11 protein-coding genes and 1 pseudogene are annotated in these 16947 nt (G+C 74.0%); 3 read left to right on the top strand and 9 right to left on the bottom strand.

Annotation, left to right across the window (positions count from 1 at the left end; genetic code table 11):
• The first annotated feature begins 128 nt into the window (after positions 1 to 128).
• Positions 129 to 539: a hypothetical protein gene (locus BM339_RS11050; RefSeq protein ID WP_021597511.1), complete on the top strand. Its 411-nt coding sequence runs from the start codon at positions 129 to 131 to the stop codon at positions 537 to 539.
• A gap of 96 nt (positions 540 to 635) precedes the next feature.
• Here the strand turns inward: BM339_RS11050 and BM339_RS11045 are convergent, their stop codons facing one another.
• Together BM339_RS11045 and pgfA are read right to left on the bottom strand one after the other, a co-directional pair.
• The gene (locus BM339_RS11045; protein WP_024934360.1) at positions 636 to 1745 is read right to left on the bottom strand and encodes an NAD(P)H-dependent flavin oxidoreductase; all 1110 of its coding nucleotides are present in this window, start codon (positions 1743 to 1745) and stop codon (positions 636 to 638) included.
• Positions 1746 to 1922: 177 nt separating this feature from the next.
• The gene (pgfA, locus tag BM339_RS11040; protein WP_024934359.1) at positions 1923 to 3029 is read right to left on the bottom strand and encodes a cell envelope lipid trafficking protein PgfA; all 1107 of its coding nucleotides are present in this window, start codon (positions 3027 to 3029) and stop codon (positions 1923 to 1925) included.
• A gap of 182 nt (positions 3030 to 3211) precedes the next feature.
• Between pgfA and BM339_RS11035 the strand changes: the two genes are divergently transcribed.
• Positions 3212 to 3985 carry a class I SAM-dependent methyltransferase gene (locus tag BM339_RS11035; protein WP_021600062.1) on the top strand — a complete coding sequence of 258 codons (774 nt, stop codon included), beginning with the start codon at positions 3212 to 3214 and terminating at the stop codon, positions 3983 to 3985.
• A complete protein-coding gene (locus BM339_RS51230) occupies positions 3982 to 5223 on the top strand; it encodes an acyltransferase family protein (RefSeq protein WP_075020784.1) in 1242 nt (413 codons plus the stop codon). The genes BM339_RS11035 and BM339_RS51230 overlap by 4 nt, the downstream gene beginning before the upstream one ends.
• A 1033-nt stretch (positions 5224 to 6256) precedes the next feature.
• On the opposite strand, the pseudogene BM339_RS51225 reads toward BM339_RS51230, so the two are convergent.
• The 7 genes and pseudogenes from BM339_RS51225 to BM339_RS11000 all read right to left on the bottom strand — a co-directional run.
• Positions 6257 to 9493: pseudogene (locus BM339_RS51225) on the bottom strand (alpha-(1->3)-arabinofuranosyltransferase domain-containing protein); the annotation flags it as partial.
• 36 nt (positions 9494 to 9529) lie between these two features.
• Positions 9530 to 10714, bottom strand: coding sequence for a glycosyltransferase family 4 protein (locus tag BM339_RS11020; RefSeq protein ID WP_075020782.1), 1185 nt, complete (start codon positions 10712 to 10714; stop codon positions 9530 to 9532).
• The gene (locus BM339_RS11015; RefSeq protein WP_021592998.1) at positions 10711 to 11574 is read right to left on the bottom strand and encodes a glycosyltransferase; all 864 of its coding nucleotides are present in this window, start codon (positions 11572 to 11574) and stop codon (positions 10711 to 10713) included. Before BM339_RS11015 ends, BM339_RS11020 begins: the two co-directional genes overlap by 4 nt.
• Positions 11575 to 11587: 13 nt before the next feature.
• A complete protein-coding gene (locus BM339_RS51220) occupies positions 11588 to 11719 on the bottom strand; it encodes a hypothetical protein (RefSeq protein WP_021592999.1) in 132 nt (43 codons plus the stop codon).
• A 29-nt stretch (positions 11720 to 11748) separates the two neighbouring features.
• Complete coding sequence (locus tag BM339_RS11010) at positions 11749 to 13449, bottom strand: MmpA family trehalose lipid delivery protein (RefSeq protein WP_021593000.1); 1701 nt, start codon at positions 13447 to 13449, stop codon at positions 11749 to 11751.
• 66 nt (positions 13450 to 13515) lie between these two features.
• On the bottom strand, positions 13516 to 15648 hold the full coding sequence (locus BM339_RS11005; protein WP_075020781.1) for an acyl-CoA dehydrogenase family protein: 2133 nt from the start codon (positions 15646 to 15648) through the stop codon (positions 13516 to 13518).
• A 54-nt stretch (positions 15649 to 15702) separates the two neighbouring features.
• Positions 15703 to 16923, bottom strand: a complete 1221-nt coding sequence (locus BM339_RS11000; protein ID WP_075020780.1) for a flagellar basal body-associated FliL family protein — start codon at positions 16921 to 16923, stop codon at positions 15703 to 15705.
• Positions 16924 to 16947: the final 24 nt, after the last annotated feature.

The raw sequence follows: 16947 nt of genomic DNA, 5'->3' as shown, positions 1-16947 counted from the left end.
CGCTTCCGGCCAGGGGCGTGCGTGCCGATGGCGCGTTAAGGACTGTCCGAAAACGGACGCCTGGTTTGTGGCTTTTCTGACGTGGCACCGCTGGAGGCGAAGCGAGTCACGGAAGGACTGAGCAGGCCATGGCCTTGCACATAGGACGCAAGCGGAGCGAGACCACGCAGGAGACTCCCCGGCGGCGGCTCTGGCCACGGCGGCCGGCGACGGACGAGACCGGCAGGCCCGTGGTGGTCGAGCGCAAGCCGCGGCGGTGGCGGCGGAGCAGGCAGAACCCGGTCAGCGCGATGATCCTGGCCGCGGGCTGGGCCGCCGCCGCGATCCTCGCCCTCGGCATGCTGCTGACCTGGGGTGACGCCAACCCGGCGAACGTGCTCGTGGACGCCACGCTCGACGCCGGGCGCTGGCTCGCCACGCCGTTCCACGACGTCTTCACCCGGTCCGACCCGCGGGAGCAGCTCTACATCAATTGGACGCTCGCGGGCGTCGTCTACTACGTCATCGCCCGCGCCCTGTCCTGGATGACGCGCTTCTGACGCGCCGCCGGGCCGGTCCCGGCAAGGGTGAGGCCGGCAAGGGTGAGGCCCCGGGCGGCGCCGGGGGGAACGGCGCCGCCGGGGTCCTCGGGGCGGTCAGCCTTCGGTGATGGCGTTGAGGCGCTCGATGGCCTCGACGTACTCCTCGATGAGGTCGTAGACCACCTGGGCGGCCGGCCTGACCTGGTTCATCGAGCCGACGATCTGGCCGACGGGGAACGTGACCAGCTCGCCGTCGCCGGACCGCTGGATGCGGGGCAGGGCGTCCGCGATCAGCATGAACTGCATCGGCATCGGGAGGTAGCCGGGCGAGTCCTCGCGCTCCCACGCCTCGGTCCACGCGGTCTTGAGGAAGCGCGCCGGCTTGCCCGTCCAGGCCCGGGACCGGACCGTGTCGCGGGACGTGGCGCTCAGCAGCTTCGGCAGCGCCCGCTCGGGGGTGTCGGCCTCGTCGACGGTCAGCCAGATCGAGCCCGTCCAGACGCCGTCGGCGCCGAGCGCCATGCCGGCCGCCATCTGCCGGCCGCGGCCGATGCCGCCCGCGGCGAGCACGATGGTGTCCTCGCCGACGGCGTCGACCACCTCGGGGATGAGGACCATCGTGGCCACGTCGCCGGTGTGGCCGCCGGCCTCGGTGCCCTGCGCGACGATGATGTCGACGCCGACCTCGACCTGCTTGCGGGCGTGCCGGGCGTTGGAGGCGAGCCCGGCGACCTTGACGCCGTGCTCGTGCGCCTGCGCGACGACGTCGGCCGGGGGCGGGCCGAGCGCGTTGGCGAGCAGCGCGATCGGGTGCTTGAGGGCCACCTCGACCTGCGGCCGCGCGGTCACGTCCGTCCAGCCGAGCAGCGCCTTGCCGGCCTGCTCGCTCGGCGGGTCGACACCGTGCTCGGCCAGCAGGTTCTCCAGGAACTCCTTGTTCTGCGCCGGGATCATGCCCTGGAGCCTGCCGAGCAGCTCCTCGGCGTCGCCCATGTCGGCGCCCTCGTACTTGGCGGGCATGACGACGTCCACGCCGTAGGGCTTGCCGCCGACGTGCTCGTCGATCCACTTCAGCTCGAGCTCGAGCTCCTCGGGGGTGAAGTGCAGGGCGCCGAGGACGCCCATGCCGCCGGCGCGGCTCACCGCCGCGACCACGTCGCGGCAGTGACTGAACGCGAAGATCGGGTACTCGATGCCGAATAGTTCGGTGACTCGTGTCCGCACAGCCTCGACCCTAGGCGCGCGCCCGGAAAACTGCAACAGGTTCTACTTAGCAATCTCGGGTCGGACGTGCCTTGCTCCTCCACCTAGAACACGTATCAACCTGCCGGTTTCGCGCGGGCGTGCCGACGGCCCGCGCGGCGGCGGGCCGAGAGACGGGCGGGGACGGGACGGGACGGGTCAGCGGCGTCTCGCGGGCCCCGCGGCCCGGCGCTGCTGGCGCTGGCTGCCCGGGGCCTGGCGGCGCGGCGGGGCCGGCCGGGCGGCCGGCGACGCGGGCGGCCGCGGCGGGCCGGACGGGGTCATGTCGCCGAACTTGCCGTCGGCGCGGCGCGGCGCCTCGATCGGCGGCGGCTCGCGCCGGGCCATGGCGAGGAAGCCGCCGGCGAACAGCAGGATCAGCCCGAAGAAGACGGCGGCGCCCGGCAGGTAGCTGCGCACCAGGTCGATCTGCAGGTTCTTGCCGTCGGCCAGGTCGACCATGGCCTTCTGGTCCTTGTCGACGCTGACCAGGTCGGCCTGCGCGACGATCATCGTGCCCTTGCCGTCCGGGGTGCGGACGGTGCTGCGGATGTTCTTGCGGTGCTTGACCGGGATGCCCGTGCGCGGGTCGACCCAGATGGTGTTGTACGCCTCGGTGTACCGGTCGACCTTCTGGTTGCCCGCGTCCTCCGGAAGCCCGAGCATCTTGGCGGGCAGCTTGGTGTCGAGCGCCGCCGTCTTGGTCAGCGGGATCGTCTGGGTGTAGCGGTAGGTGGTGAGCCCGTGCACCTTCTCGACGGCGTTGAACTGCATCGGCGCCGACTGCTTGGTCGTGGTGTCGTAGACGGGGTAGTCCCGCTTCTGCACGTTCCCGATCGGGAACAGCAGGCCGTAGCCCGACATCCGGACCGTGTTGTCGCCGTCCACGTTCGTGCCGCAGCAGTTGACCAGCACCATCGTCCGGCGGTCGAACGCGATGCGGAAGCCCTGGATCTGGATGGGCTTGTCCGGGTTGGCCTGGTCGTAGATGTTGGTCGTGGAGTCCCAGACGGCGATGTCGTCATTGCCCTCGTTGGCGCGGACGTCCCCGCGGACGGTGTTCTTGGCCAGGAGGGTGACGCCGGTCTTCAGCTTCAGGTCGGCCTGGTCGAAGTACGTGGAGTTCTTCGACTCAAGGTTCGTCACCTGGTACTGGTTCAGCGGCGCGACGATCATCTGGTCGGCCACGTAGAAGCGGACGAGCGGCGCGAGCGTGAGGAAGAAGGCGCCCAACCCGATCAGGACCAGGCCGACCGTTCGCCGCATCAACACCTCCGGGGGCTGCCGTCGTCGCCCACGGCCGACGGGCCACGTCCAGCTTGTCCGGGTCACCCTACCGGACGCCCGTACTGGTCGGTAAGCTCCCCGTTACCTCGCCGGCCCGGCCCGGCGGGACGACCGGACGAGACCTTCACCAGCGGCGACGATCACGAACAGCGAGGTGGCCGATGACCTCGGCGCCCCCGAGGCGGGACGCCCGGCGTCCCGGGGATGGGCACCGGGCGACGCTGGCCCGGTCGGTGCGGCTGCTGAGCGCGTTCCGCCGCGAGCAGAGCGAGCCGGAGTACTTCTACGACCTGATGGCGCGGGACACCGTCGCCCTGCTCGGCTCCTACACCGGCCTCGACGGCGCGACCGTCGTCGACGTCGGCACGGGCTCCGGGTTCTTCGCCCGCGCGCTGGCGGCCACCGGGGCGCGCTGCGCCGGCGTCGACCACGACCTCTCCGAGCTGACCGCGCACGGCGTCCACGGGCCGAACACCCTCGTCGCCAGCGCGCTGGCCCTTCCCTTCCGGACGGGCTCCGCTGACGTGTGCTTCTCCTCGAACGTCCTGGAGCACGTCCCCGACCCGTGGCGGATGGCCGGTGAGATGGTCCGCGTGACCCGGCCGGGCGGGACGGTCTTCCTGTCGTTCACCAACTGGCTGTCCCCCTGGGGCGGCCACGAGACCTCGCCCTGGCACTACCTCGGCGGTGACCGGGCGGCGCGCAGGTACGAGCGCCGCAACGGACGCCCGCCCAAGAACCGGTTCGGGCACAGCCTGCATCCGGTGTCGGTGTCGGCGGCCCTGGCCTGGGCGCGCGAGCGCCCCGACGCGACGGTCCTGGACGCCCTGCCCCGCTACCATCCGCGCTGGGCCGAGGGCATCGTCCGCATTCCCGGTCTGCGTGAGGTCGCCACCTGGAACCTCGTCCTGGTGCTGAGGAAGAACGGCCCGTGAGCACGTCCGCGCAGGCGGCCAGGCCCGCGCCGCCGCCGATCTCCGGGCACCAGGACACCCTCGACGGCGTCCGGGCCGTGGCGGCGCTCGCCGTCCTCGTCTTCCACGTCGCCAGCACCGCGGGCTCCATCACCAACCCGAGCGGCGTGCGGTGGCTGTTCAACGGCGGGCAGGTCGGCGTGCCCATCTTCTTCACGCTGTCCGGGCTGCTGCTCTACCGTCCCTGGGCGGCCGCCGCCCTGGACGGGCGGGCCGCCCCGCGCACGATCACCTACCTCCGCCGGCGGGTGCTGCGCATCATGCCCGCCTACTGGGCGGTGATCGTCGTCTTCATGGCCACGGCGGGGCGCGACCACATCGGCGACTGGGTCACCTGGGCCTCGCTGCTCACGGTGTCGCACACCTACCTGCCCGGACCGTGGTGGGACAGCGAACTCGGGCCGGCGCACCTGGGGCAGCTCTGGAGCCTGGTGATCGAGGTCGCCTGGTACGTCACGCTGCCGGTCACCGCGGCGGTCCTCGGCTGGTACGCGCGGCGGGTGCGCACCCACGACGTCGGCGCCCGGGCCAAGCGGCTCCTCATCGGCATCGGTGTCTACGGGGCGCTGTCGTTCCCGTGGACGGCCCTCATGTTCGTCCCGGAACGCAACTCCCAGATGGGGCTGTGGCTGCCGCGCTACTTCGCCTGGTTCGCGATCGGGATGGCGCTCGCGGTGATCACGGTGTGGGCGCGGCTGGACGAGCGGCGCCCGGTCGCCGCCCTGTGCCGGGCGGTGTCGGACTCGTGGGCGGCGTGCTGGGTCGCCGCGGCCATGCTCTACGTCGTCGCCGCGACGCCGGCGGCGGGGCCGCTCAGCCTCCAGACGCCGGACGCGTTCTGGACGTCCACGCTGCACCTGATCGTGTTCGGGCTGTGCGCGGCGGCGCTGGTCGCCCCCGTGGCGCTCGCCCCGGCGGGGCAGCCCGCGCTCGGCGCCGTCCTCGGCAACCCGGTGATGCGGTTCCTCGGCCGCATCTCCTACGGGGTGTTCCTGTGGCAGCTGCTGATCATCGTTTCCTGGTACGAGGCCGCCGACCGGGTGTTCCGGGGGGACGTGGCGACGGACCTTCCGCTGATGGCCGCGGCGTCCATCGCAGCGGGGACCCTGAGCCACTACCTGGTGGAGTGGCCGGTCCAGCGGCTGACCCGCCGCCGCGACCGGTCCCGTCCGGCCCCGGCTCGGGCGCCGTCCAGCTGAGCGCGATCCGCCCGCCCGCGTCCCCGCCGCCCGGCGGCCTCGGCCGCCACAGCTCGACCGCGATCCGGCCGACGATCACCAGGCCGAGCAGCTGCGGGACGATGTCGCCGACCGCGCCGGACGGGGCGGCCGGGTTGTCGATCAGGCCCAGCCGGAGGCCCGCGGCGAGGCAGCCCGTCCCTGCCAGCATGGCGAGCGCGACCGGCCACGGGGAGGCGAGGGCGCGCGGGACGGCGGAGCGGCGGGTCCGCGCCCAGCCGCAGCCGAGCGCGACGGCGGCGGTGACGGCGGCCCCGGGAACGCCGGCGATCCAGCCGCCGAGCGCCGCGGCGAGCCCGACCGCCGCCCACGCGGGCCAGCCCGTCCCGGCGACGAGGGCCCGGGGGTCCGGGCGACGGCCGGCGCGCCGCCCCCGCCGGACGGCGGCGAGCAGCAGGACCAGGAGCAGGTTCAGCCCGGCGACGACGGCGATCCGCTGCGCCCGGTCGGGCGTGTAGGTCAGCTCGACGGCGCCGCTGGTGTCCTCGGGGACGATCCAGCCCTGCTTCCACCCGTCCAGCCGCACGGCCCGCAACTCGGTGCCGCCGGCCGTCGCGCGCCAGCCGCTGTTGAAGTTCTCGTTCACGGTCAGGAACGAGGTGGTGGCGGCGTCCACCTCCAGCTCCCGGGAGCCCGGCCCCCAGCTGATCACCTTGACCCGCCGCGGCGGGCGCGCGGCGGCGGCCGCCCCCGGCTTGGCCCCGACCGTCACCGACTCGACGCGGAAGGAGTCGAGCGGCACCGCCTCCAGCCGGTTCGGGCCGGCCTTGAGCGCGGCCTGCCTGCACGCGCTGAACCGCAGCGGGCGCCCGGCGAGCAGGTCACCGAGGGTTCCGGTCGCCTTCGTCGGGACGGCCGCGGCGCCGACCCGCAGCTTCGGGCCGTACCCGCACGGAAGCTGGAGCGGGTAGGTGCGCACGTCCGGGAACGGTTTCACGCCCGGGACGGCGAGCTCGGCGATCTGGATCGGCTGGGTGCGGTTGTCCTTGAAGAAGGTGAGCTTCAGCCGGTCGGTGGTGATGGGGGCGAACGACAGCCGGCCCTGGGCGTCCGACAGCCCTTCGCGGATCTCGCCGTCGCCGCCCTCGACCCGGACGCGGATCGGCCCCGACGCGCCGGGGGGACGCGTCACCGTGACGGAGGACAGCCTCTTGCGGCCCTTCCATCGGACGCTGTACGCGGGCGCGTTCTCCTTCTCCCCCGCGATCCAGGCCGTCGCCTGGTCGCCGTCGAACCCGGACCTGGGCTGGTCGGCGGGATGCTCGGACAGCGTCGAACTGGCCGACACGACCGGCTGGCCGTGCACGGCGGCGTACCGGGCGATGAGCCGCTGGTCGGTGAGGACGGCCATGCCGGTGACGGGCGCCTTCGCGGCGGTCGGCGACGTGAACGTCCGGTCGAACCCGGTGCCCTCCTCGTCACCGGAACCGAGGGAGGGCGAGCACACCCATCGCCGGCTGCCCTCGACGCACTCGCTCGCCGCTCCCGGCGGCCGGCTCATCACGTAGGTGGCCGGGCCGTCGGCACCGGCGGGCGCGGGCATCGTGTACGTGCGGGTGGGCCGCACCCCGCCGATGGACAGCTCCGCGACGCCCGCCCGGGTGAACGCGGGGACCGCCGGGGTCGAGGCCAGGGCGGTGATGCGCAACCGCAGCCAGCGGGTCGGGCCGTCCGGCGCGCGGAGCGGCTGCGCGGTCGCGATCTTCTGGACGTCCTGCTCCACCGTCCCGTTCTCGGTCTGGACGGCGACCCGCGTGACCGGCGGCCCGAGGAGCCCGTTCTGCACGAACACGGCGGTCAGGTCCCGCACGTCGCGGGGCTCGTCGAAGTCGACGCGGAGCCACTGCCCGGAGGGGCCGTCCCATCCGCCGGTCTCCCAGGCGGTGAACCGGTCGCCGTCGAGCGCCGCGTACGGGGTCGCCTCCGGCCTGCGGGCCTGCGGGATCGCCTCCTCGTCCGCCGCCGACGACGACGCGGTGACGTCGCGGACACCGCCGCCGTACGTCACGTGGGTCGCGTACCGCCGCCACCCCTGGTCCAGGACGTCCGTCGCCTCGCCCCGGTGGGCGGCCGTGAGCGTCGGGGACGTCTGGTGCAGCTCGCCGAAGTTGCGGCGCAGCAGGCGGGGCGAGTCGGTCACGACCGGGGTGCCCTTGAGATCGGGGGCGTCGTCGTCCAGCAGGACGGGCCCGTCCGGCAGCACCTCGTCGTCGGCCATGGCCAGCAGCGACTCCGGACCGCCGTAGACGCGGACCGGGTCCGTCGCGTCGGCGAGTCCGGCGACGTCGGCGGCGCCCTCGACCTCGTACACCTCCAGCGCGGCGTACTTCTGGTCGACGGCGGACACCGCGTCGTCGGTGTCGCCGCCGACCGGCGCGCCGAACGAGGCGGCCCTGCGCAGGCCGGGCGAGCCGTCGAGCGCCTGGTGGAGGCGGGCGGGCCACGCGCCGCGCAGCGTCTCGCGCCGCAGGTCATTGCGGACCAGGACGTACCGGACGCCCATCCGGCCGAGGAACGCGCTCAGCCCCGGCGAGCCCTGCCCCGAGCGCACCTGCTGGTCGATCGCGTCCAGGGCCCGCGTGTAGCCGGGCGATCCGGCCGGGACGAGCTGGCGGACGCCCCATCTCGCCTGTAGCAGCGGCTGGACGATGTCGTCCATCGGCCGTCCCCACAGGTACTCGCCGAACGGCGCCCCGGGGACGGCGAGCACGCCCTGCTGGCCGGCCCGCGCGTTGATCCAGGACGCGGCGTCCCGCCAGTAGCGGGGCACCTCCTTGAAGTCGCCCGGCCCGGTCAGGCCGTGCGAGGCGGCGGTGAGGCCGATGCCGCCGAGCGCGACCGCGGCGGCCACGGGCAGGCTGACGAGCGACCGCAGCGTCGGCCCGGCCGCCGGTCCGGTACCGCCGCTCAGGCTCCGCACATCGGACCCGCGGCGCTGGGCGCCCCTGGCCTCCCGGGCGCGCCGGGCCGCCGCGACGAGCACGTGGGCGAGGCCGAGCGCGAGCGGGAGCCGGACGACCGCGTCGAACTTGTGCAGGTTACGCAGGGGCGCGAGCGGGCCGTCCAGCAGGTCGCGGAGCCGGTCCGCGAAGGGGCCCGGGATGTCGCTGATGTGGCCCATCGACAGGATCGCCAGCCCGGCCAGCAGCGTGAGCAGCAGGAACGTCCGCTCCGGCAGCAGCCGGCTCAGCAGCCCGGCCAGCCCGAGCGCCGCGACGACGCCGGTGCACAGGACCGGCAGCGGGCCGAGCGACAGCCCGTGCCCGACCGGCCACCAGACCTGCCCGTCCACGATCAGGTAGTTGACCCAGCGCTCCGCCCCGCGCAGCACGTTGATCAGGCCGGTCGGCCCGGTCGTCGTCTCCGCCTTCTCGGTGTAGGTGAGCCAGGAGAACCCGTACGTGCCGGTCAGCAGCAGCGGGGCCAGCCACCAGGCGGTCGCCGCGCCCGCGCACACCGACCACCACGCGAGCATCCGGGCCCGGAACGTCCCGCGCGGCCGCGTCAGGACGTACACGACCGGGACGACCAGCACGGCGACGGTCGCGGTCGCGTTGATGCCGCCGCAGCAGGCGATCGCCAGGCCCGACCGGGCCGCCGCCCGCAGCCGCCCGCCCTCGCCGGACGCCGCGGTGACCAGCGGCAGGACGATCCAGGGCAGCATCGCGGCCGGCAGGTACTCCGAGGAGATCTGGCCGAGCGTGGCCAGCGCGTTCGGGGCGATCGCGTACGCCATCGCGGCGAACAGGCGGGCGCCCTGGCCCCCGCCGGGCCCCCCGCCTGGCCCCTCGCCGACCGGGCCGCCTATGCCGAGGCGCCCCGCCAGCCGCCACGTGCCGACGAACGCCACGCACATCAGCAGCGCCAGCCAGAACCGCTGGGTGACCCAGGCGGGCATGCCCGCCAGGTCGCCGAGCGCGAAGAACGGGCCCATCGGGAACAGGTAGCCGACGGCCTGGTTCTGGAGCTGGCCGAACTGCTCCGGGTCCCACAGGTGCAGGGCGCGGCCGAGGAACCCGAGCGGGTTCACCGCCATGTCGATCTTGGTGTCGGCGAGGATGGCGCCGGGACGGGTGCCGAACGCGAGCGCGGTCAGCGTCAGGCAGCAGGCGAGGACGCGGATCCGCTCCCGCAGCCGCCCGGCGGCGTCCAGGCCCTCCGGCCCGCCGGCCCCCGGCGCGGGCGGGCGCGGCGCACCGGCGCGGGGCGGGTTCGCCTCTCCCACGGCCATGCTCGCCCTTCGCCCCTTCCCGTGCTCCGCCCGACGTCAGCGATGCCGGTCGGGGTGCTCGTCACCGTACCCGCGGCCGGTCCCGTCCCGGACCGCGGAGGCGACGAGCTCCCGCATCCGGCCGGCGGTGTGCGCCCAGTCGAATCCCGCCGCCCAGGCCCGGCATTCCGTGGCGATCCGGTCGCGTGACGTGGCGTCGGCCAGGTCCTTGAGGGCCCGCCGGACGACGTCGGCCTGGTCGTCGCCCTCGCCGACGAGCCATCCGGTGATCCCGTCGCGGACCGCGTCGCGCAGGCCGTCCACGTCGTGCGCGACGGTCGGGACGCCGAGCGCGGCGGCCTCGATCACGCTGAGGCCCCATCCCTCGCCCTGGGACGTGCTGAGGTGCAGATCGGCTCGGACGACCAAGGCAGCCTTGACGTCCTCGGGGACGTAGCCGTGTGCGATGACGACGCCGTCCAGGCCGCGGGCCGCGATCCCGGCCGTGAGCGTGGCCGCTTCAGGCCCGTCCCCCACGACGTGAAGCCGGAGATCGGGATCGCTCTCGACGAGATCCTCGGCGAGGTCGAGGAGCAGGTCGAGGCGCTTGTGCGGGACGAGCCGGGTCACGCAGACGAGATCGGGGTCGCCCCTGGGCTCGGCGACCGCGCCGTCCGGTTCGGCGACCACCGACCCGTTGTGGACGATGTGGGTCGTCCCCGTCCAGCCCAGACGCTCCCGGACGGCGCGCCGCGTGGACGGCGAAACCACCACGAACGCGTGCCGCCGGTACGTCCAGCGGCTCACCGGCCCCTCCAGCACCCGACCGACCCAGGCCAGCCATTTTGGGAAGTACAGGCCGAACTGGGCGTCGTGCACATGATGGACGACGCAGAAGACCGGTACCCGGCGAGGCAGCACCCAAGGCGTGAAGAACGGGATGCCGTTCTGGCAGTCGATGACCGCGTCGAAACGGCCCCGCCGCCGTCCCAGCCGGTGCCAGAGCATCCACAGCAGGACGAGCGGGTAGACGGTGAAGCGGCCACCGAGACGGACGAACTCGACGCCCTCCACCCGGTCCGTGCGTTTCTGTCCGGGCGCCCTGGACGTGACGTAGTGGACGCGGTCCCCCTCGCCGGCGAACCTGCGCGCGAGCTCCCACGCGTAGCGTTCGGCGCCGCCCGCGGCGGGATGCCAGGGATCCCGCCAGTTGACGACCGCGACCCGCAGACCCTCGTTCATCCCGTCTTGGCGGCCGGCGCCGACGCTTTTTTCGCGAGGGGCGGTGCCTTCTTCGCGAGGGGCAGCGGGCCCGGCTCACCGAACGCCGCCCGGACGGGCACGACCGGGATGTTCGACTTCACCGGCACCGCGGGCAACCGGAAACCGGCGCGCGCGCGGATCCTGGCCAGGTCGAGCAGGCATTGCAGGGAATGGCGCCGCACCGAGAACGTCGACCCCGCACGGTCGCGCCAGACCACCGGGATGTCGGTCACGGACGCTCCCCGCCGCACGCAGTGGGCGAGCAGCTCGACGTCGAACGAGAAGCCCGTCGTGCGCAGATCGGCCGCGGCGGCGCGACCCAGCGGGCCGAAGAAGAACTTGAAGCCGCACTGGGTGTCGGCGATGCCGCCCGCGAGATCGCGGACGATGCGGTTGAACGTGATGGCTCCGAGCCGCCTGACGGGCAGCGCGTAGCCTTCGACGACCGACCGACCGTGGCGCCTTGACCCGACCACGACCGGGCGGCCCCCGCGCAGCAGGACGATGGCTTCGTCCAGAGCCGCGAGGTCTGTTGCCATATCGGCGTCCATGAAGCCTACATAAGGAGCACGGGTCGCGAGGAGTCCCTCGCGGACCGCGGCGCCCTTTCCGCGTGTTTCGCAGTGCACCAGCCGCACCGGCACCGGCCCGTCCCAGGCGCTGACGATGCCCGCCGTCCCGTCGGTGCTGGCGTTGTCGACGACGATGACCTCCGCCCGCACCGGCAGCCCCGCGAGCTTGTCGCACAGCAGCCCGAGCCCCGCCGGGAGCCGGTCCGCCTCGTTGTAGGCGGGAACCACGATCTCCAGGAGGACGGAACGGTCACGCCGGGTCCCCATCAGGGCCTTCAGGTCACCGGGAGCCGTAGTTGTACAGCGGCTTGATGACGGGGTCCTTCTGGGAGGCGTTCGCGAGCTGGACCGCGCCGAACGACGCTCCGGCGGCCAGCAGGACGCCGACGACAGCGGCGATGGCGATGCGCATCAGGGGGTCCCTTTTCAGTGGAGATGGCGTCAGGGGTGAGGGCGTCGGTGGTGGGGGCTGCGGGGCGGGGTACCGCCGAGTAACGGAAGGCTCAGAGTAGTCCGTGGGGGCAGGATTGACCAGAAAACGGCCAGACTCCCCGCGATCCACGCGATCACCACGGGCACCACGGGAACCCCGTCGCCGGGGACGGCCGCGGCCCCCTCGATCCGGTACACGGCCAGGTCAGACCCTTGGAGCACCGGCGTGGCCGGACCGGACGGGCGCAGCGTCCCGATCTCCGCGTCCACCACGACGTACCGTACGCCCGCGTCACGCAGCGTCGCGGCGGGCGGCGCGCCGGTGCGGGCCACCGGCGCGAGCCGCACGGCCCTCGGGTCCTCGGGCGCCACGGTCGTGCCGTCCACGGTGACGGCGTCGTCCACGATGACGCGGCGGTGCAGGTAGCGGGGCAGCGGGTCGAGCACCCGGCGGCCGTGGTTCCACGGGTAGCTCCGGTAGGAGGCCCAGGGCAGGACCAGCACGTCCCCGGGCGCGGGGTCGCCGTCGATGATCTGCTTCGCCCGCGCCCAGTCGTCCGGGTACCGGACGGCCCGCAGGTCCCCGGCCGCGCCCCAGGCCAGCGTCGGCAGCAGGAGCACCGGGACGGCGATCGCGGCGGCGGCCACACCCGGCCATCGCGCCTCCGCCGCCCGGTCGGCCGCCGTCCCGAGCCCCACGGCGACGAGGACGGCGAGCGGTGCCACGTACTGCTGCCCGTCCCGCAGGACGGCGAAGCCGGGCCAGAGATCGATCACGGCTTCCAGGGCGCCGGACGCCACCGCTCCGAGAGCCGCCACGGCGAACCCGATCGCGGCGGCGACGGCGAGGCCGCGGCGCCAGGCGGGCTCCCGGCACCATCTCCAGTGGGCGAGCAGCGCGACGGCCACCACGACCAGCCAGATCGTCGCCGTGACGGGTGCTCCGTACCCTCTCGGGACCGTCTCGCCGTTCCAGACGCCGCCGAGCAGGAGGAGGCTTCCGAGCGCTCCGAACGGCGTGTCCGCCCTGGCGGCGAACAGGTCGACGGCCGTCCCGTCCCCGGGAACTCCGGCCGGGCGCAGCGCCCCGGGGATCAGCCAGGGGAGACTCAGCGCCCCCGCCGCCGCGAGAACCCGCAGGGCGGCCCGGGTCCGGCCGGTGGCCACGGCGACCACCAACGCCGTGATCGCGGTGACGGTCAGCGCGGCGAATCCGCCGACGGCGGCCGGGATCAGCACGCGGACGAGGCGGCGGCCTCCCCCCGGCTCGTCCGTCCGGGCGGCGGCCGCGACCACCCAGGGCAGGGCCGCGTAGCCGAGCAGCAGGGCCCACTGGCCCAGCAGCAGCCGCTCGGCGACGAACGGGTTCCAGGCGTAGCAGGCGCCCGCGGCGAGACGCGGGGTCAGCCGGCGGGACGGCACCAGCGACGCCGCCGACGCGCACGCCATGACGAAGATCGCGAGCACGATGAGCTTCTGCACGGCGTCCGCCGGGACGGCGGCGGCGAGCGCGGTGACGAACGCGTCGCTCGGGACGTGCCGGGGGACGACCCCGGTCAGCCCGAACGTCATGCGGGTGAACGCCGGATCCGGGACGAACACCATGTCGTACGACAGCACGAAGCCGGGCGCGAGCCCCGGCCCGAGCGCCGCGAGCCCGAGCCCGAGCCCGGTCAGCGCGGCCACCAGGTGCCGCGTCCGGTCGTTCAAGGAGTCCGTCCCCGCATGTGAGCCTGGACGCTACCCCACCCGTCCCCTGACCCGGGACGCGCCCGGCTACCGCGCCGGGGCGGGGTCGCGGGGCAGGCCGAGGATGCGCTCGCCGATCACGTTCAGGTTGACCTCGGTGGTGCCGCCGCCGATGCTCATCGCGCGGGACGCCAGCAGGAGCCGGGTCCAGCGGGCGCGCAGCGCGTCCTGCCGGCCGCCGGTGAGCGCGCCCTCCTCGCCGAGGAGCGTGAACCCGAACTCGGTCACCTGCTGGCCGTGCTCCATCGCCACCAGCTTCCGGACGTTCGCCGTCGCGCCCGGGTCCGTCCCCGACAACTGCTTCAGCGTGGCGCGCAGGCCGAGCAGGTTGAACGAGTGCTCGTCGCAGGCGAGGCGCCCGATGCCGTCGCGGACCACCGGATCGGCGTCCAGGCCGAGCCCGGCGGCCAGTTCGAGCAGCTTCGGCAGGTCGCCGCCGAGCTGGAAGCTGCTGGTCAGGCCGACGCGCTCGTTCGCCAGCGTGGTGCGGGCGACGCGCCAGCCCGCGTTCACCGGGCCGACGACCAGGTCGTCCGGGACGAACACGCCGTCCAGGAACACCTCGTTGAACACGGCGTCGCCCGTGCACTCGCGCAGCGGCCGGATCTCGATGCCCGGCGACGCCATGTCGACGAGGAAGTAGGTGATGCCGTCGTGCTTGGGGCGGTCCGGGTCGGTCCGCGCGACGCAGATGCCCCACTGCGCCTCGCGGGCGAGCGACGTCCAGATCTTCTGGCCGGTGATCGTCCAGCCGCCCTCGACGCGCTCGGCGCGGGTGCGCAGCCCGGCGAGGTCGGAGCCCGCGCCCGGCTCGGAGAACAGCTGGCACCAGATGATCTCGCCGCGCAGCGTCGGCGGCAGGAACCGCTCCCGCTGCTCGGCCGTCCCGTACTGGACGAGCGACGGGACGACCCACGCCGCGATCATCAGCGGCACCGGGCGGACGTTCGCCGCCTTCAGCTCCTGCTGGATCACGACCTGCTCCAGCGGCCCGGCGCCCCGCCCCCACGGCTCCGGCAGGTGCGGCGTCACCCAGCCGCCCTCCGCCATCGCGGCCCGCCGGCCGAGCGGCTCCATGGCGGCCAGCTCGGCGACGCGGGCCCGGATCTCCTCGCGGACCGGCTCGGCGTCCTCGGCCAGCTCGATGCTCATCGGCCGCCTGACCCCCTGGACGGCGAGCGCGGCGACGCCCGCCCGGTGCTCGCTCGCCCGGCCCAGGAGCGCGCGAAGGGTCAACGCCCTCCGGTAGAGCAGGTGGGCGTCGTGCTCGTAGGTGTAGCCGATGCCCCCGTGCACCTGGATGTTGCCCTCGGCGCAGGTGACGGCGGCGTCGGCGGCCAGTGCGGCGGCCACCCCGATGGCGTAGGCGCGCTGGTCCTCCGGCTCGTCGAGGGCGCGTGCGGCGTCCCACACCGCCGCCCTGGCGCGCTCTACGGCGATGAGCATCCGGGCGCACTTGTGCTTGATGCCCTGGAACTGCCCGATCGGACGGCCGAACTGCTCGCGGAGCTTCGCGTACGCGACGGCGTCGTCCAGGGCGCGTCCCGCCACACCGCAGGCCTCGGCCCCCAGGAGGACGGCTGCAAAGGCGTGCGCGTCGACCCCATCGAGAAGATGCCCGTCAGGGACGGTCACGCCGTCCACCGTGACCGACCCCACAGGACGGGTGATGTCGAGGGACTCCAGCGACCCCACGGTGACGTCGTCCCGTCCGAGGACGACCCAGCCGTCACCGACCGGCAGCAGGAACAGGTCGGCCAGCGGCGCGCCCAAGACCGGCTGGATCGTGCCGGAGACGGTGTCGCCGTCCCTGGCCAGGCTCCCCGAGAGCCCGATCGCCGCCGTGCGGGACCCGTCGGCCAGCCCGCGCACGTCGCCCCCGGCCGCGTGCAGGACCGCGGACGCCAGCACCGTCGGCGTGTAGGCGCCGGGGGCCATCGCCCGGCCGAGCTCCTCCAGCGCGACGGCCTGCTCCAGGATCCCGAAGCCCTGCCCGCCGGCGTCCTCGGGCAGGTGCAGCCCCGGAAGGCCCTGCGCGGCGAGCGCGGGCCAGAAGCCGGCGTCCGCGTCCCGGACCGCCTTCGGCGTGATGTCGCGGGCGGCGAACGCGCGCACCGACGCCGCGAGCGCCTCGTGTTCTTCGGTCAAGCCGATGGCCATGGCCACACCTTTCCGCAGGAGTGGCGCCAGCTTATTAGAACGCGATTCGGTCTGTCAGGCCGCGATCTTCAGTTGCGCGAAGAACGCGTTGACGTCCGGCCAGCGCTGCTTGTGCGTGTTCGGCATCGACGCGAACACCACGGCCGGCGACGGCCGGCCGGTGTCGATCACCGCGGTCGCGACGACCTCACCGGTCGCCCGCACCCCGTCCCGCTGGTACGTCAGATACGAGGCGATCAGCCAGCCCGGACGCCCGCCCACGGTCAGCGCCTGCGACGCCAGCGGCGCCGACTTGTGCGGGAACGCGTAGTACTGCGCCTCGTAGCCCTGCGCGACCACCCCGGCGACGTTCTTGACGCTGTCCGGCCCCTGGTAGACGCTCTGCAGGCTCGGCAGCAGCGTGCCGGTGAGCAGCTGCCCGTACCAGAGCTGCGCGCCGCGCTTCTCCGTCACGAGGATCTGCTGCCCCGACCATCCCGGCGTGCCCAGCCTGTTCTTCTTGGTCGGCACCTGCCACGGCGCCGCCATCCGCGGGTACGACAGGCCCGAATGCTCGTCGTTCACCCGCCCGAGCATCCGGCTCGGCGTCCCGGCGAACTTCGCCAGCGGCTTGTCCGGCGGCAGCTTCACCTGCGCCGCCTCCGACTGCTCCGCGGCCGCCCGCTGGTCGGCGTTGCCCGTGTCGGCGGGCTCGTCGCCGGAGTTCTTCATGAAGTAGACGGCGCCGGCCGCGAGCAGCGCGACCACCAGCAGCCCGACCCCGCCGAACAGGACGAGCCTGGACCGGCCGCCGCCGTCGTCCAGCCGGTCCCGCGGCGGCTTGACCGAGGAGCCGAGCTTGGCGTCGGCCGCGGCCTCGTCCGCCATCCACTCCGGCATCTGCCAGTTGCCGCTGCTGGGCTTGCCGGGCTTCGCCGGCTGCCCCGACCCGGTGGGCACGGCCGGAACGTACCTGTCGTCGCCGCCGCTCTCGTCGAAGAGCGACCCCTCCCACTGGGGGGCCTCCTCCTCGGGGACGGGCGCCACCTTGACGTCGTCCGCGCCGGGCGTCTCGGCCGGAGCGGGGCCAGCCGCACCCCACACGCCGGGCAGGTTCTCGTTGCCGTCATCGGACCCGGAGAAGTCGGTGCGGCCCACCGGAGCGGGCATGAACACCTCGGGCACCTTCGGCTCGGGGGAGGCCGGCTGCGGGCCGGTCGCCTCGCCCGCGCCGTCCCACGGCTCGCTCTCGCTCATGTCGGTCCAGCGCACGCCGCGCTCCCCCTGATCGGACATGCGGCACACGTTACGCGAAGATCA

It is taken from the genome of Actinomadura madurae (genome assembly GCF_900115095.1).
In the GTDB taxonomy this organism is placed as follows: Bacteria; Actinomycetota; Actinomycetes; order Streptosporangiales; family Streptosporangiaceae; genus Spirillospora; species Spirillospora madurae.
The sequence above is the reverse complement of the archived record's forward strand: the minus strand, read 5'-3'. Positions and strand labels throughout refer to the sequence as shown.

Excerpts from the sequence above, each read along its gene's own strand:
- BM339_RS51220 (WP_021592999.1), bottom strand. The coding sequence starts at position 11,719 with ATGCGCATCGCCATCGCCGCTGTCGTCGGCGTCCTGCTGGCCGCCGGA.
- BM339_RS11000 (WP_075020780.1), bottom strand. The coding sequence starts at position 16,923 with ATGTCCGATCAGGGGGAGCGCGGCGTGCGCTGGACCGACATGAGCGAG.
- BM339_RS11015 (WP_021592998.1), bottom strand. The coding sequence starts at position 11,574 with ATGGGGACCCGGCGTGACCGTTCCGTCCTCCTGGAGATCGTGGTTCCC.
- BM339_RS11035 (WP_021600062.1), top strand. The coding sequence starts at position 3,212 with ATGACCTCGGCGCCCCCGAGGCGGGACGCCCGGCGTCCCGGGGATGGG.
- pgfA (WP_024934359.1), bottom strand. The coding sequence starts at position 3,029 with ATGCGGCGAACGGTCGGCCTGGTCCTGATCGGGTTGGGCGCCTTCTTC.
- BM339_RS11005 (WP_075020781.1), bottom strand. The coding sequence starts at position 15,648 with ATGGCCATCGGCTTGACCGAAGAACACGAGGCGCTCGCGGCGTCGGTG.
- BM339_RS11050 (WP_021597511.1), top strand. The coding sequence starts at position 129 with ATGGCCTTGCACATAGGACGCAAGCGGAGCGAGACCACGCAGGAGACT.
- BM339_RS11020 (WP_075020782.1), bottom strand. The coding sequence starts at position 10,714 with ATGAACGAGGGTCTGCGGGTCGCGGTCGTCAACTGGCGGGATCCCTGG.